Annotated in this window: 11 protein-coding genes; 7 read left to right on the forward strand and 4 right to left on the reverse strand. The window is 58.1% G+C overall.

What is annotated here, in order from left to right:
• Positions 1–10: 10 nt before the first annotated feature.
• Both GGR28_RS00080 and GGR28_RS00085 read left to right on the forward strand, forming a co-directional pair.
• The gene (locus GGR28_RS00080; RefSeq protein WP_183493678.1) at positions 11–415 is read left to right on the forward strand and encodes a VOC family protein; all 405 of its coding nucleotides are present in this window, start codon (positions 11–13) and stop codon (positions 413–415) included.
• Positions 416–437: 22 nt separating this feature from the next.
• Positions 438–1,136: a carboxylesterase family protein gene (locus GGR28_RS00085; RefSeq protein WP_183493679.1), complete on the forward strand. Its 699-nt coding sequence runs from the start codon at positions 438–440 to the stop codon at positions 1,134–1,136.
• A 35-nt stretch (positions 1,137–1,171) separates the two neighbouring features.
• On the opposite strand, the gene GGR28_RS00090 is transcribed toward GGR28_RS00085, so the two are convergent.
• Positions 1,172–1,795 carry a uridine kinase family protein gene (locus tag GGR28_RS00090; protein WP_183493680.1) on the reverse strand — a complete coding sequence of 208 codons (624 nt, stop codon included), beginning with the start codon at positions 1,793–1,795 and terminating at the stop codon, positions 1,172–1,174.
• A gap of 92 nt (positions 1,796–1,887) precedes the next feature.
• Here GGR28_RS00090 and GGR28_RS00095 point away from each other — a divergent pair, with 92 nt between their 5' ends.
• From GGR28_RS00095 to GGR28_RS00115, 5 genes are all read left to right on the forward strand, one after another.
• Positions 1,888–3,276 (forward strand): NupC/NupG family nucleoside CNT transporter, encoded by a 1,389-nt coding sequence (locus tag GGR28_RS00095; protein WP_183493681.1) that lies wholly within the window; start codon positions 1,888–1,890, stop codon positions 3,274–3,276.
• Between the two features lie 240 nt (positions 3,277–3,516).
• Positions 3,517–6,660 (forward strand): SusC/RagA family TonB-linked outer membrane protein, encoded by a 3,144-nt coding sequence (locus GGR28_RS00100; protein WP_183493682.1) that lies wholly within the window; start codon positions 3,517–3,519, stop codon positions 6,658–6,660.
• A 14-nt stretch (positions 6,661–6,674) separates the two neighbouring features.
• The gene (locus tag GGR28_RS00105; protein ID WP_183493683.1) at positions 6,675–8,150 is read left to right on the forward strand and encodes a RagB/SusD family nutrient uptake outer membrane protein; all 1,476 of its coding nucleotides are present in this window, start codon (positions 6,675–6,677) and stop codon (positions 8,148–8,150) included.
• Positions 8,151–8,252: 102 nt separating this feature from the next.
• Positions 8,253–8,804 (forward strand): nitroreductase family protein, encoded by a 552-nt coding sequence (locus tag GGR28_RS00110; protein ID WP_183493684.1) that lies wholly within the window; start codon positions 8,253–8,255, stop codon positions 8,802–8,804.
• Between the two features lie 38 nt (positions 8,805–8,842).
• Positions 8,843–9,421 (forward strand): GNAT family N-acetyltransferase, encoded by a 579-nt coding sequence (locus GGR28_RS00115; RefSeq protein ID WP_183493685.1) that lies wholly within the window; start codon positions 8,843–8,845, stop codon positions 9,419–9,421.
• Positions 9,422–9,434: 13 nt separating this feature from the next.
• Here the strand turns inward: GGR28_RS00115 and GGR28_RS00120 are convergent, their stop codons facing one another.
• From GGR28_RS00120 to GGR28_RS00130, 3 genes are all read right to left on the reverse strand, one after another.
• Positions 9,435–11,075, reverse strand: coding sequence for a TonB-dependent receptor (locus GGR28_RS00120; RefSeq protein ID WP_183493686.1), 1,641 nt, complete (start codon positions 11,073–11,075; stop codon positions 9,435–9,437).
• Complete coding sequence (locus GGR28_RS00125; RefSeq protein WP_183493687.1) at positions 11,075–14,212, reverse strand: tetratricopeptide repeat protein; 3,138 nt, start codon at positions 14,210–14,212, stop codon at positions 11,075–11,077. Before GGR28_RS00125 ends, GGR28_RS00120 begins: the two co-directional genes overlap by 1 nt.
• Positions 14,213–14,318: 106 nt before the next feature.
• Complete coding sequence (locus tag GGR28_RS00130) at positions 14,319–15,938, reverse strand: GMC oxidoreductase (RefSeq protein WP_183493688.1); 1,620 nt, start codon at positions 15,936–15,938, stop codon at positions 14,319–14,321.
• Positions 15,939–15,986: the final 48 nt, after the last annotated feature.

The raw sequence follows: 15,986 nt of genomic DNA on the forward strand, positions 1-15,986 counted from the left end.
CCTTGCCCCGATGAAGCAACGCATTGCCCAGTTCGCACTGGTCGTGGACGATTACGATACCGCCATCGCCTTCTACGTCGACATCCTCGGATTCGACCTACTGGAAGACACCGAACTCTCCCCCGAAAAGCGCTGGGTACGCGTACGGCCGCGGGGCACGGAAAACGGAGCGGCCATACTACTGGCAAAAGCAAAGAACGAGGAGGAACTTGCCGCGGTAGGCAATCAGACCGGCGGCCGGGTGTTCCTCTTCCTCGAAACGGACGACTTCGACCGCGACTACCAACGGCTGGAAAAGTACGACGTGACCATCGTACGCGAGAAGTCCGTAGAAGAATACGGGACGGTGGCCGTCTTCGCCGACCTCTACGGCAATCTTTGGGACCTGATTCAGCGTCCGGTCGGCACGACGTAGTTCGATCGACTATCTTTCGGAGATGAAGCTTACGTTATTCCTGCTTGCGGCCTGCTCGTTTTCCCTCTCCGCACAGTTCGATCGGGGAAGCATCGATCTGGGGCGAGATTCCATGCACTACTTGGTGTACTATCCGGAGGGGTACGATACCTCTACCCAGGATTATCCCTTAGTACTGTTCCTGCACGGGGGAGGGGAGGGCGGCCGCGATCTGGAGAAGGTCAAGCGTCACGGTCCGCCGAAACGGATAGCCGCCGGGACGAACTTCCCCTTCATTCTGCTGGCTCCCCAGAACCGCTTCGAGCGCGGCTTCTGGGACAACGTCGGGTTGGGCTACCTGCTCGACGACTTCTTGGCCGCGAACCGGGTGGACACCAACCGGGTCTACCTAACCGGACTTAGCCGGGGCGGCTTCGCCGCCTGGACCCTGGCCATGCACACGCCGCAGCGGTTTGCTGCCCTGGTTCCCGTATGTGGAGCCGTTGCTCATTCCTACGATATGTGGATCCCGAATGATCTACCGATATGGGTGCACCACGGCACGGAGGACGAGCTGATCCACCCGAGCGAATCCGTGGATATGATCGAGAATTTGCAGCGCAAGCGTATGACGCCGAAGCCGAAATTGACGCTGTACGAGGGGGTGGGCCACAACGCCTGGGATCCCGCCTACGACGATCCCAAGCTCTATGAGTGGATGTTGGCCCAGCGGCGTCACTGATTGGCCTGCTCCTGCGCCCCGCCGCCCAAGCTTATTCAGTCCGCCGCAACCTTCTTTTCTACGAACGCCCGCACGACCGCCAGTCCCATGTTGAAGTCGGTGTTGTTGTTGACGATGATGTCGGCCCGTTCCATGTGGGGCTGCACGTACTTCTCGTAGGCCGGCAGCACGTGGTGCTCGTAGCGGTAGAGTACGTCGTCGAGGGGGTAATTGCGTTCCACCCGGTCGCGCTTGATCCGTCGTACGACCTTTAGGTTGTCCTTGGCGTGGAGGAAGAGCTTGAGGTCGAGCAACTTACGGAGTTCCTTGTAGTGAAAAACAAAGAGCCCCTCCACGATAATTACCGGTGCCGGCTCGAAGGTGAGCATGCGGGGGGTAGCCAGTTCGTTGTTGAAGACGTACTCTTCCCGCTGGACGGTCTGTCCGTTGAGCAGCAGTTTGAGGTCCCGGACGAATTGTTTGCGGTAGATCGAGGCGGGTCGGTCGAAATTATGGACGCCGCTATCGTCCTTCTGCTGCTTTTCGCGGGGCACGTAGTAGTCGTCCATACTCAGCAGGCAAACCTTATCGTCGGGCAGGCCCTCCCGCAGTTGTCTGATGAAGGTGGTTTTGCCGCTGCCGCTGCCGCCGGTGATGCCGATGATGAAAGGTGTTGCCATACGGGGGCGAAGGTACGTTACGGCGCCAGACTGGTTTGGCGGGGGCGCAGGTGCAGTGGAATACCTACCTTGCGCCCTACCCAAATACCGCCATGGATTTTCTCTACGATCTTTTTCGCACCGCACTCGGCATGAGCGTAATGCTGGCGGTATGTTACGCCTTCAGTGCCAACCGCCGGGCGATCGACTGGAAGCTCGTGGGGATCGGTGTAGCGATGCAGTTCGTACTGGCCGTGTTGATTCTCAAGGTGAACGGGGTCAGCGTGATCTTCGATTACATCGCGGCGGGGTTCCGCAAGACGCTGGAATTTACGGCGGCCGGCTCTGAGTTCTTGTTCGGCAACATTGTGAACGACCTCGACAGCTTCGGCTACATTTTTGCCTTTCAGGTGCTGCCGACCATCGTCTTCTTTTCGGCCCTTTCGGCCATCCTGTACTACCTGGGCATTCTGCAGAAGGTGGTCTTCGGTCTGGCCTGGCTGCTGAGCAAGGGGATGGGACTGAGCGGCCCGGAAAGTCTGGCCGCCGCGGCAAATGTTTTCATCGGACAGACCGAGGCCCCCCTGGTGGTAAAACCCTACTTGGAGCGCATGACCCGTTCCGAACTGTTGTGCGTGATGGTGGGGGGTATGGCTACGATTGCGGGCAGCGTCTTCGTGTCCTACATTGGTTTTCTGGGTGGGGTGGACGAAGCGAGCCAGCAGTTTTTTGCCCGCCACCTGCTGACGGCCAGCATCATTTCGGCCCCGGCGGCCATTGTATGCGCGAAAATGTTGTTGCCGGAGGATCGCCTGGAGCTGGCGGAAGTGACCGGAAGTGCTACCGACGATCCCCACGAGGCCAAGCAACCGGAGCGCGACCAGCGCCTGGAGATGGCCGCCGACGACAGCAACAACCTGCTCGACGCCATCAGTCGGGGCACCGGCGACGGCCTGCGGTTGGCCATTAATGTCGGGGCAATGCTGCTGGTGTTTACCGCCCTGATTTACATGCTCAACGTCTTTTTCGTGGGCGGTACCGATCTGGCTAATGACCTGGCCGTTTACCTCGGACTCACGGATGCCAACTGGAATGCGGCCATCGCGGCATCGACCGACGGGCGCTTCGAAGGATTCAGCTTCACTTACCTACTGGCCCTCGTCTTCGCACCGGTAGCCTGGGTGATCGGCGTACCGCTGCAGGACATCACCGTGGTGGGGCAATTGCTCGGCCTCAAGACCGTCATTAACGAATTCGTAGCCTACGATACCTTCCGCACCGTACAGGCATCCGGAGCTACCCTGGACCCGAAGAGCGTACTGATCGCCGCCTATGCCCTCTGCGGCTTTGCCAACTTCGCGAGTATCGGCATCCAGGTCGGTGGCATCAGTGCCATCGCGCCCGGCCAACGGAAGAACCTGACCGAGCTGGGAATGATCGCCCTGCTCGGCGGTACGGTGGCCTGTTTGATGACGGGGACGGTGGCGGGGATGTTTTATTAAACAATGAAGTGGCTGAGTTTATCCATTGTCGCATAAACACTTGTGCTTGCAAACAACAAAGCAGTACATTGGGCGAGGCTTAGGGAAAAGGCTGGGCGAGTGATTCACGTCATTGCACGGTAAAGGGGACAGTATACACACCGCACGGCGATAAGCCTTTGCTTATCTAAGTGCTTATAGGCCCCTTACAGCGGGTTCAGGATTAATACGTTCTTTACATTTCCTAATCATACCAACAGCATGAAATTTCTTTACTCCATTCAAAAAATGGTGCTTTTACTACCATTCCTTTTACCGGGACTGGCGGTAAACGCCCAGGCGATCACTGGTACGGTGATCGATGCAGACGGTGGTGATCCGTTGATCGGCGTGACCGTACAGGTGGACGGCACCACTACGGGAACCGTCACCGATTTTGACGGGAATTACTCCATTGCGGCTAATTCCGACGACGTACTGGTCTTCTCCTACACCGGTATGGAAACACTACAGATTCCCGTCGGTACCCAGACCACCATTGATGTCGAGATGGGTGCATCCAGCATTGCGCTCGAACAGGTTATCGTGACCGCTTACGGGGGCGCCGCAAAACAGAGCTCCTTTACCGGATCGGCAACCCAGATCAACTCGGAGGCCCTGGAGGGTCGGGCGGTGACTAACATTACGGCCGCCATCGAGGGGGCACCGGGCATCCAGTACTCTCCGGGTAGCGGACAGCCGGGTGCCAGTTCGCCCGTAAGGGTTCGTGGTTTCGGATCGGTAAATGCTTCCTCCGATCCGCTATACGTAGTCGATGGTATCATTTTCTCCGGAAGCCTGAATAGCATCAACCCCAATGACATCGAAAGTCTGACGGTGCTGAAAGACGCTTCCTCCACCGCCCTCTACGGAGCTAAGGCCGCCAATGGCGTAATCCTCATTACTACCAAGAAAGGCAAAGCGGGACAGTCGCGGTTCAACGTCAACGTAAGCCAGGGCTTTAGCGGCCGCGCCATCCCGGAGTACGACCGGCTGGGCCCGGGACAGTACTACGAAATCCAGTGGGAGGGGCTGCGCAACAGCCTCGAGTCGACGAGTGAAATAAGTCGTGAAGATGCCAACCGGCAGGCATCGCGTGAGATCGTGAAATCTTTGGGGGTCAATCCCTACAACGTGGCGGACAGCCTGGTAGTGGGTACCGACGGGCGCCTTAACCCCAATGCCCAGTTGCTCTACGGCGATGACCTGAACTGGCAGGATGCCCTTACCCGCCTGGGCAACCGGACGGAGGCGAACATCTCCTACCAGGGCGGTACGGAAACCACCTCTTACTTTACCTCCCTGGGCTACATCGACGATACCGGCTGGATCCTTGGCGCCGATTTCGGACGGGTATCGGGCAGAATGAATGTAGCCACCCAGCCCCGGAAGTGGATCAAGACCGGACTGAATGCTAACCTGGCGACCTCCACCACCAATCAGGCGGCCGACGGCGGTAGTACCAGCTTCGTCAACCCATTCTTTTCCACCCGTAACATCGCACCCATCTATCCTCTCTACGAGCACGATCCGGTAACCGGCGAGTACGTTCTGGACGATAACGGCGAGCGCATCTTTAACCTCGGCGATGACCGCATCGGTAATACCAACGGACGCAACGTCGTACAGGAAACCATTCTCAATATCGATGAGGAGAAGCGAAACACCATGGGAGCCCGTGCCTTTGTGGATTTTTACTTTCTTCAGGATTTCAAGTTTACGCTTAACGCGGGCCTGGACCGTCAGAGCTTCAACAACGAGATCTTCGGTAACCCTATAGTGGGTGATGCCGCTCCTGACGGACGGGCATTCCGCATCAACTCCGTTACCTCTTCCATCAGCTACAACCAGTTGCTCAATTATGGCAAGACCTTCGGTGCGCACAGTGTGAGCCTGCTTGCCGGTCACGAGAGCTTCGAATACGAGTTCAACTACCTTACCGGATTCCGTACGGGATTGATCGCAACGGGCAACACCGAACTGATCAACTTCACGACCACCTCCGATTTGGAGTCCTTCACACGGAGGTACACCACGGAGGGCTACCTGGCTCGGGCCGAGTACGACTTCGACAACAAATACTTCATCTCCAGCTCTTTCCGGGCCGACGGCTCTTCCCGCTTCGACGAAAGCGTGCGGTGGGGTAACTTCTTTTCCGTCGGTGCCGCCTGGCGCCTGGACCAGGAAGCATTCATCGCTGACGTCTCGTGGATCGATGTGCTGAAACTCCGTGGTTCCTACGGTGAGGTAGGTAACGATTCCAACCTGGACAACGGTGCACTGAGCTTTTACGCTAGTCAGGCCTTGTTCAACCTTGGCTTTAATAACGCATCCGAACCCGGCATCCTGGTGGGTTCGCTGGGTTCCCCTACTCTGGAGTGGGAAACCAACGCCCAGAGTGACGTAGCCGTTGAATTCGGGTTTTTCGACTACCGACTGTCGGGTTCGGTAGAGTACTACAACAGGGTAACGGATAACCTTCTTTTCGAAGTTCCCCTCCCGCTCTCGACGGGCAACGATGCCGTAAATGCCAACATCGGATCTATGTTTAACCGTGGCATCGAAATCAGCCTTTCCGCCAGCATCATCAACACACCCAAGTTCAACTGGACGCTCGACGTAAACGGCTCCACCATCCACAACGAATTTACCGAACTCCCCCAGGAGGAAATCATCAACGGAAGTAAAAAGCTTGTGGTCGGCGGTTCGATCTATGATTACTGGTTGCGTGACTTCTACGGCGTTGACCCGGCGGATGGCGCCGCGCTTTACGTACTCGATTCCGAAGGCGACGCAACCGGCGACGACGTGCGCACGGTGGACGGTGTGACCGTCACCACGGAAGCGAACAACGCTCAGTTTGCCTTTGTCGGTACAGCTATTCCCGATGTCTTCGGGAGTTTTACCAACAAATTCCGGATTGGTAATCTGCGCTTCGGTTTCCTGTTCACTTATCAGCTCGGCGGACAGACCTACGACACCAACTTGGCCAACTTGCTGGACAACAACAGCTATGGCTCCGCCCTCAGCACCGAAGTGCTTAGCCGCTGGCAGCAGCCCGGCGACGTCACCAATGTGCCGCGCATGGACGCTTCCCAGGCCAACAACTTCAATGCCGGTTCGAGTCGCTTCCTGGTGGATTCGGATTATCTCGCGCTCCGTCAGGCCAATATTTCCTACGATCTGCCGATCGAGCTGATGAGCCGGATCGGAATGACTTCCCTACGGGTATTTGCGAACGGAGAAAATCTGTTCCTCAAAACCACCCGGACGGGTATGGATGTCAACCAGAACTTCAACGGCACCACTCAGAACCGCTTCACCCCCTCGCGCACCATCACCTTCGGTGTAAATGCCTCCTTTTAAAAGTAAGATCTAAGATGCACTACATAAAATTATTCACCCTTCCCCTGGTCCTGCTGCTAGCACTGACCGGTTGTGAGAAAGATTTTCTGGAGGAATCACCCACTACGGGCGTCTCGGCAAGCTCCGCTACTGCCTCTACGGACAATTTATTCTTGGTCATCAACGGCATTCACCGCCTGATGTACGAACGGCAGGGATCAAACGGTCGGGGCGGTTACTCGGCCATGATGATTCAAAACGATGCCCTAGGTGAAGACCTGGTCATGAACGCCCGCGCCAACGGCTGGTGGATCAACATGGCCAGCTGGAATGACCATACCAGTGCTACGGACTCCGACCTGCGCCACGGCTGGCGCATCATGTACAAAGTGGTCAATAACGCCAATATTGTGATTGCCGGAGCTGAAGCCGCCGAGGGTCCGGAGGCCGATCGCAATGCCGCCCTCGGGCAGGCCCTTGCCTACCGCGCCTTTGCCCATTTCTTCCTGGTACAGCGGCACGCCGAGCGTTACAAAACCGGTGGGGGCAATAGTCAGCCGGGCATACCCCTGGTCCTGACCCCGACCACGGAGGGATTGCCCCGGTCAAGCGTCGAGGAGGTTTACATTCAGATCAACCAAGATCTTGACCAGGCGATCAGTTTACTTGAGGGCTATAGCCGACCTAACAATTCCCACATCAATCAGCAGGTTGCCCAGGGGATCAAGGCGCGGGTAGCACTTGTACAGGGTAACTGGCAGATGGCAGCCGACTTTGCCGTACAGGCCCGCGAAGGATTCAGCCTGATGGACAATGAGGAATACCAAAGCGGCTTCAACGATTACACCAACAATGAGTGGATGTGGGGAGGCTACTACAACGAGGAGCAAGGATCCTTATTTACCAACTTCGGCGCCTGGATGTCGCGCAACTTCAGTTCTTCGAACATCCGGGGCAATCCCAAGTCGATCTTCAGCGTGCTCTACGACCAGATTCCGGAGACCGACGTGCGCTCTAAGGTATTCAGTGCCTCCGGTGACCACGAGAACCTGCCGGCCGGTTATGAGATCAGTGACCGTCACTCGCGTTTCCCGTACACCAGCCAGAAGTTCCTTGCTTTTGGAACGGGGGATAGTCGGGGAGACGTGCCCTATATGCGCATGGCGGAGATGTACCTAATCGAAGCCGAAGCGAAGGCCCGGCTAGGTTCCGGTGGAGCTGAAGCGCTGCTTCCCCTCGCCTTAAACCGCAACCCAGAGTATACCCAATCGACCAACACCGGTCAGCCGCTCATCGAGGAGATTTTGCTGCAGCGCCGCTGGGAGCTATGGGGAGAGGGGTTCCGTTTCTTCGACCTCAAGCGACTCGACATGCCCCTGGACCGCACGGGTGGAAATCACAACGCCACGCTACTCAATGGCCTGATGCAGGTCCCCGCTGGCGACCCCCGCTGGCAGTGGCTCATCCCTCAGGACGAAATCGACGCCAACCCGAACGTTACGCAGAACTAGTCTGAACGATGACCGTTTGCAAACCGGGCGATCTACCTTTGGGTGGGTTGCCCGGTTTCTATTTTATGAAGCCTGCTCCCGCGCACCCGCCATAACTTACCTATGCTACCCGCCATTGCCGCCCGCCGTTCCATATTTCCCCAGTTCTTCACCGGTGACCCGGTGAGTCGTGAAGCGATCGAACAACTCATTGAGGCTGCCAATTTAGCCCCCAATCACCGCAAGACCGAGCCCTGGCGCTTTCGGGTATACCGCGGTCCGGGTAAGGAACAACTGAAGGAAGAACTGCTTACGGTATACGGAAAGGAGAAGCCCGATGCAGCGGCGATCGCCAAGAAGTTCGCGGGCAAGATCGATCAATCCGCCGCCGTACTGCTGATTTTTCTTCACCGCGACCCCCGGGAGAGCGTACCGGAGTGGGAGGAGATCGTGGCAGTGGGCGCGGCTGTAGAAAACCTATGGCTCAGCCTGGACGGGGCGGGGCTGGGAGGATACTGGAGCAGTCCCGGTTTTGTGTGCGGCGACTACGGGGAGTGGCCGGATAGTGCAACCAATGAGCGATGTCTGGGCATGTTTTACCTCGGCCGGCCCGATGCTCCGGAGCTCCCCCGCAGGGTAGGGGACTGGCGCGAAAAAGTACGGTGGGTGGAATAAATTTTAAATGTCAAATAATCAATTTAAAATTTATACCCATGCGCCACCAACTTTTCGATATTGATACTGCCCTGCTGACTAAGCGCTGCGTGATTCGGCGGTTCCGGGAAAACGACGGGAAGGCGTTTTACAAGTTACTGGATGGCAACCGGGATTACCTCCTCGACCACTTCCCCTACCTGATGGCCGAAGCCGGTAAATCGAGAAAGGGGGCCGAAATATTCGTGCGGGCGTGTATCGCGGAGTGGTTGCTGCAGCAGCGGTACGCAATGGGAATCTGGCTGAACGAATCGACCGAACTGGTGGGATTCGTACAGGTATTCAACATTGACTGGGGCGTGCCCTCCGGTGAACTGGGCTACTTCATCGACCGGGAATTGATCCGGCAGGGGATCATGACCGAAGTACTGGCCCGGGTAGTGCGCTTTTCCTTCCTCCAACTCGAACTCGACAAGCTGATCATCAAGACGCTCATTGATAACTACGCCAGCCAGCGGCTCGCCCGGAGGGTGGGATTTAGCCGGGAGGGTGACCTAAGGTCAGAGTACCGGATGCCGAGTGGCGTACTGGTGGATTTGATGCGCTTTGGCTTCGTGCGGGAGACCTACGGCGAGTAAGCAACAATCTTGCCTAGAAGGTCGCCGTTCCCCCGACCATGAAGTTCGTTCCTATCGTGGGGTACTGAAAGAACCGCTCCCGCTTGTTGTTCAGCAGGTTGTTGACGCGCACCCAGGCACCGAAGGTGTCGTTGATGGTGTACTCCGCGTTCAGGCTGAGGTCGAGCAGCGCGTTGAGGTGATCCGTACCCCCCTCGGCCGTCTGGTAGGGAAGGCCGTTTTCGATGAAGAAATCCGCCCGCAACTGCAGGGGAATATTACTCAGGGTATAGATGCCGGCCACGTTAAGGCTGAGGCTGGGCAGGTGCCAGGGTTTTTCCTCATCCTCCATGCTGTAGAAGCGCTGGGTGAAGGTGGCATTCAGGTCCAGGTTTTCGACTAAGGGTAGGGTAGCGGTTCCCTGAAGGTAGATCTGGCTGCCGTCGTCGTACACGACGTCAAATTTAGGGATGCCGCTGCCGTCGCGGCGGGTCTTGAACAGGACCAGGTTGTCGAGGTACTTGTACCCGGCTTCGGCGCGGTAGGCAATGCCCCGGAAAGTGCCCTCTACGCCACCGTAAAAGCGCGTGGCTTCCGAGTTGCGCACCCGTAGGCGGGTGTTGATCCAGGGGTTGTAGTCGGTAAGCGAGCGCAGGGTGTTCTTCTGCACGTTTCCTTCGACGCCCGCGAATGCGTTGATCAATCCATCGACCAACACGGCCGAAGCGGAGAAATTGGGGAAAATATCGAAGTCGTCCTCCTGACTGGTGAGGCGAACGCCGGCCTTTAACTTGATCGTCTCGTTGATGACGACGGTGTAGCTGGGGCTCAGGCTGACTACGTTCAGGTTCTGGGAGGTGGTGTCTTTGAAGGAGGTAAAATCGGCCCGCAGTTCCACGTCGAGGGGGTTGGTTCCGTTGATCCACTTGGTTGCCCCGATATTAATGTCGAAGGTACTTTCGCGCACCGACGGGCTGGCGTCCATCAGGTACAGGCTGATGCCGGCGTGGTAATCGAAATCTCCCTCGGTACGGGTGCCGTTGTATATCTCGGTGTGGAGGGAAAAGGTGTTGAAACGCTGACGCACCTCATCGTCCGTGAAGGTGAGGTTGGAGTCGCGTTCGAATTCGGGGAAGTTGTAGCCGTAGTAGTAGCGGCTGCGGGTATCGTAGCTGAGTCCGCCGCGCACGGCAAAACCTTGCTCAAACAAGTAGTTGCCCTCTACCCCCAGCTTGGTGTCGCTGGCTTTCTGATTCTCTATCTTCTTATCGTTATTGAAGCTGTAGTGGTTGCCGTAGAAGCCCAGGTCGAGGTTGTCCTGGCCGGTAAGGTCGTAGCTCAGGTCGCCGTAGAAGGCGTTGGGCATGCCGAGACCGATCTTCGCGTATCCGCGCTTGATCTCCGGCAGTTCGGCCCGGGTAATGGCGCGCGGCCGGATGGTGGGTGCCGGGTACTCGATTTCGAGGGGGCGGGGAATGATGGTGTAAGTCTGCCGCCGCCTGCTCGTATCGGCCGGCGGGGGAACGGGGTTGACCTTGATGCGCTCGGCATCGGTGAGGCGGGCCTCGAAGTTGGTTACGACGGTAACGCTGTTGTCTTCCAGGTTACCCTGTCCGAAAGCGGTGACGGTGGCCAGCAGGGAGCAGCCGAGGATGAGGGGGCGGAGCATGTGCATTATTTCTTGTTACCTCCGTTATCGAGTTCGAGGCGATTGGGGTTGGTAGGCTGGGTGTTTAGGCGGCTGCCGGCGGCAATTTCCGCCTCCACGCGGGCCAGTTTCTGGCGGGCTTCGGCCACGATCTCGGCATCTTCGGTATAGTTTTCCAGCAGTGCTTCCAGCGCGGCCCGGGAGTTATACAGGTCCTTTTTGTCGCGCAGGACATCGGAGAGCAAGATCACCGTTTTCGCCACCCAGTACGGATAGCCGGAACTTTCCCGGTTCGCTTCCAGTGAGAGCTGCTGGGCGCGGTCCAGACTGCCCTGTTGGTACACCGAACTGGCGCGCAGGTAACGGGCCTCGGCGGTCCGCTCGTCGTCGCTGTTGGCAATGACCTGATCGAAGTAAGGCACCGCCCGCACAAAATCCTTGCGGTCGAAGGCGATCTTGCCGAGGTAGAAGTTGGCAATGGTGCGCTGAGCGGCGGTTGCGTTCGAGTTATTGGCCACCTTGGCGGCGTAATCCTCCGTAGCGCGCATGTCGTTGAGGCGGTAGGCCGACTGCAGGGCACCCACCTGCGCGTCAAAGCGTACGGTCTCGTTGTCGGCCGCCGCTTCCAGCAGGGTGTACAGGCGGTACGACCGCTGGAAATCCTTGACGCTGTTATAAGCGATCAGGCTGGCTTTCTTGAGGGCCGGAAGGTAAAAGCGGCTCGGTCCGGCATTGATCACGGCCTCGTAATCGGGCAGCGCCTCGTTGTACCGGCGCAGGGCTACGTAACTGTCCCCGCGGTAGAATACTCCCGGCAGGGTATTGGGGCTTTTCGGGTACTGCCGCAAGTATTCGGTCAGGGAAGTCACCGCCCGCTCGTAGTTGCCGTTCTCGTACTGACTTACGGCGGCCCGGAAGCTGATGCTGTCACGGGCGTCGGTAGCGATCTCCTGCCCGGGAAGCGTTTCGAAAAACTGGAAGAACAGATCGGCCCGCCCCATATCGTCGACATAGATTTCCCGCAGGGCTTCCCGCGCGCGTACCGCCTCCCCCGGGGAAGGGTTGGAGGTGAACACCTGTTTGTAGTAGTTAATGGAGGCCTCGCTGTTTCCGAGGTTGTAGCTGATCAGACCCAGCTGCAACAAACTCTGGTTGACCAGAGGAGAGTTCACCTTGTACTGGCTGATGATCGTCCGCAGCGGCTCGAGGGCCTGCTGGGGGCGGTTCAATTCCTGGTAGGTGAGGGCCAACTGGTACAACGCGTCGTCGGCAAACTGGCTGTTGGGATAGTTCTGTACCAATTGTTCCAGGGCAAGGACCTTATCGGCACTGCGCCCGCGAAGCCCCTCGATGAGGGCTTTCTGGTAGAGTGCGTAAACGAAACCAACGGTCCGCCGCTGGATCGCATTATCGTAAAAGCGTGCCGCGAGGTCGTACTGGTTGCGGGTAAAGTAAGCGTCGCCCGCCCGTAGCATGGCGTCTCCCAGCACCCGCTCGCGTACGTCGGTGTCGGTGATGTAGGGGAGGTTTCGCTCGATGCCCTCTACGGTAGCGGTGAAGTAGTTGAGTGCGGCGGCGTAGTTGTCCTGCTTCAGGTAGTTGTATCCCTGCAGGTAATTGCCGGTGTAGATCGACGACTGGGGGGGAAGCCCGTCCGTAGATTTTGCCAGCGTAAGGAACTGATTGGTAAGGGAAATGGAACCGGCGTAGTCGCCCTGGCGATTGGCGAGGTCGGCGAGCCAGTAAGTGGCCTGCGCCCGGAAACTGGCGTTGACCGGTCGCTGCAGGCTTTTTTCCAGGAGCGCCTTGGACTGCACCAGTTCACCCTGACCGAGCAACTCGAGGCCGCGCAGGAAGGCGGCGCGCTGGTAGGCTTCGTCGAGCTGGGGCGAGCGGTTCGGCATCCGCTCGAGGATGTCAAGGGCGCGCTGAAAATCCTGGGTGGTGGTGAACACGTCGCCGAGCAGCGACTGCCCCTGAGTATAGAACTTCGATCCTGGAGGGATCTGGTCGATGGCCGTCACCGCGTCGGCGGGGAAGCCCAGCTCGTAGCTGAGTTTAGCGTAGTTGAACAGCGCCTCCTCCTGGAGCTCGGTATCGAACGTCTGACGGCCCGCCGCGGCAAAGGCGGTACGCGCTCCCACGCCGTCTCCCTGGCGCAGGGCAATGTCGCCCAGGTAAAAATTCGCGCTCTGGCCCACGGCGGTGTTCTGGCCGGAAACCTCCCGGAACGACTCGCTCGCTAGCGCGTAGTCCTGTGTTTGGTACTGGGTGAAGGCAAGCTGGAAAAGCTCCTCCTCCCGCATTTTGCGGTTGCCCTTGGCGTAGCTTTCGAGGAGGGGGCGGGCCAGCGCGTAATCGCCCCGCTCGAAGTACGCCTGTCCGAGCAGTTGTTCCAGCTCCTGGCGGTTCTTCATGCGGGCACCTCCCGATTCCAACTGGGGAGCCACGTAAGCAATCAGCTCGTCGTAGCGGCGCTGGGCGAAGTAGATCTGGGCGAGGTAATACGGAATGTAAGCCTGGTACTCCGGCGCCTTTTCCGCAATCCGAAACTGCTCGGCGGCGACGTCGTAGTTGCCCTCGAAAAACTGGATAATGCCGAGGTAGTAATTGGTGGCGTGGTAGAATTCCCCCGGCGTGCTCCGGCTGAACTGAAAGTATTTCTTCGCTTCCTCGAATTCCTTCTGCACGAAATAGGCGTACCCCAGGCGGAAATTCACCTCGGCACGCTCGTCGGCGCTCATCATGTCGCGCGGCACCATCAGGTAGTACTCGACCGCCTTATCCAGCTGGTTTTCGTCAAAGTAGTACTTCGCGATCTCCAGCAGCGCCGTATTGGCGATCGGGTCGGGCTGGTAACGGCGCACGAAATCCAGAATCAGTTTTTCCCCGTCGCTCTTGCCGAGGCGTACGGCGAGTTTGGCGACGTTGAGCTCGGACTGAATACGCAAGAGTTCGGCGTCGGGCTGGTGTACGGGCAGGAGCATGGTCGCTACCTCCTCATACTCCCGCTGGGCTTTGTCCAGCAAGTTCTTCTGACGGTGGTCTTCGGCCTGTTTAAAGGTCCTCCACGCCTCGGTGTAGACCGTAGTGGCCTGACCGTTAAGGTCGTAAGCGAACAGCAACAACAGTAAGCCGGGAAGTAAAAAGCGATTCAAGGTCATAGTGACTGCGATAAGAAGCGGCAAGATAGGGTAAACGCTACGGCAGTCGATTTCTTTTGCGACCGGGGGCGCAGTTTGTTACAATATCCCGTTTGGTAAAATTCGATCAGGCCCCCCAGCTGGCATCGTCCCCGCCGGAGTAGGCATTGTCACGAATGTTGGCCCCGGCGTTATCGGCCATGTACCCATCCGAAAGGGGGAAATCCTCCAGACTCACGCCCTCCTGGCTGAACCATTCCCGGCGCAGGTGTTCCCCGACGCGGATGCCGTTCGCGATGATGGTCAGGGTAGGATTGGTCGCGCCCTGACTGGGCTGGAAGCTGGCATCGACGACGTAGAGGTTGTCCAGGTCCCAGGCCTTGCAGTTGGTGTCGAGTACGCTCTTCTTAGGGTCGGTGCCGAACTGGGCGGTACCCGCCTGGTGCCAGGTGAACTGAAGCTCCTTGGTGGATCGGATGAAGTCGGTAAACCCCTGGGGCTTCAGGTAATTTTCCTGAAAATGATCCATCAATTCGTAGTGGCTGGCGCGGTTGTTGGGCCGGTAATTGAACTTCACGCCCCGATCGGTCCACTCTACTCGGTTGTTCGCGTCGGGAAGGTCCTCACTAGTGAACCAAAAATCTACGGCGTACTGCTGGACTTCCCGGGCCCGCTCCTCGGTCATGTCCAGGAAGGCGTAATCGCCCATGATCCGGGTCCAGTGCGCCTTACCGGTCATCTGCACCGTACCCAGGGGGTAGGGCATATCCGGCCCGCCGTGGTAAAAGTCGTGGACACTAAGGGTTTTTTGGAAGACGGTATCGTTCGGCTTACGGTAGTCCATGGCCGATATACCACTCTGATTGTGTTTGGTGAAGTTGCGCCCCACCTGATCGGATGAGTTGGCCACGCCCGAACGCAGCAGTAGGGCCGCCGTCTGAATGGCGCCGCAGGAGACCACCACCAGGTCGGCGCTCAGACTCATGGCTTCACCGTCGCGGGTAAGTTCGATGCGGGTGATCTTTCCTCCTTCCTGGATCAGTTTATCCACGCGGCTGCCGGTCCACAGCGTTACGTTATCGTGCTTCAGGGCGGGCCGGACCAGTGCCGTTTCCGCATCCGATTTGGCGTGCAGCATGCAGGGGAACGGATCGCAGGTGTTGCAGGCAATGCACGGGCGCCGCCAGGGCTCGTCCATGTCACGGTTCAGGGCGAGGTTAGAGTGGTGGGGATGCAAACCCATTGCGGCCAGATTGTCGGCGACCTCCTGAATGCGGGGCTCGTGGGGAAAGGCGCGGAACGGAAAGGGGCCGCTCGACCAACCCTCGGTGAGGTCCTCCCCCCGGTTGCCGTGGATTTTCATCACGTGCTCCGCCATCATGTAGTAGGGCTCGTACTCGTCGTAACCGACCGGCCATGCCGGACTGATGCCCCCCTTATGCCGTTGCTCCAAAAAGTCCTCGGGGCGCTGGCGGTGCAGCAGGGCGCCGTACATCTTCGTATTTCCTCCGACCCGGTAGTAGAGAATGGGAAAAATATCTTCTCCATCCGGACCTTCCCAGCGCACGTTAGCCTTGTATCCATCCGATCCGAAGATGAATTCGGGGTCCCAGTTGCGTTTCTCACGTGGCAGGAAGGAGCCGCGCTCGAGGATCAGGATCCGCTTTCCGGTATCGGCCAGGGTGTAGGCGATGCTGCCGCCCCCGGCACCCGAGCCAATGATGATTACGTCGAAGTCGTTAGGCATATGCGAATTTTGGGGTGGTAGCCGGTGGTTGACCAGCCAACTACCAAA

Source organism: Neolewinella aquimaris (assembly GCF_014197245.1).
Taxonomy (GTDB): domain Bacteria; phylum Bacteroidota; class Bacteroidia; order Chitinophagales; family Saprospiraceae; genus Neolewinella; species Neolewinella aquimaris.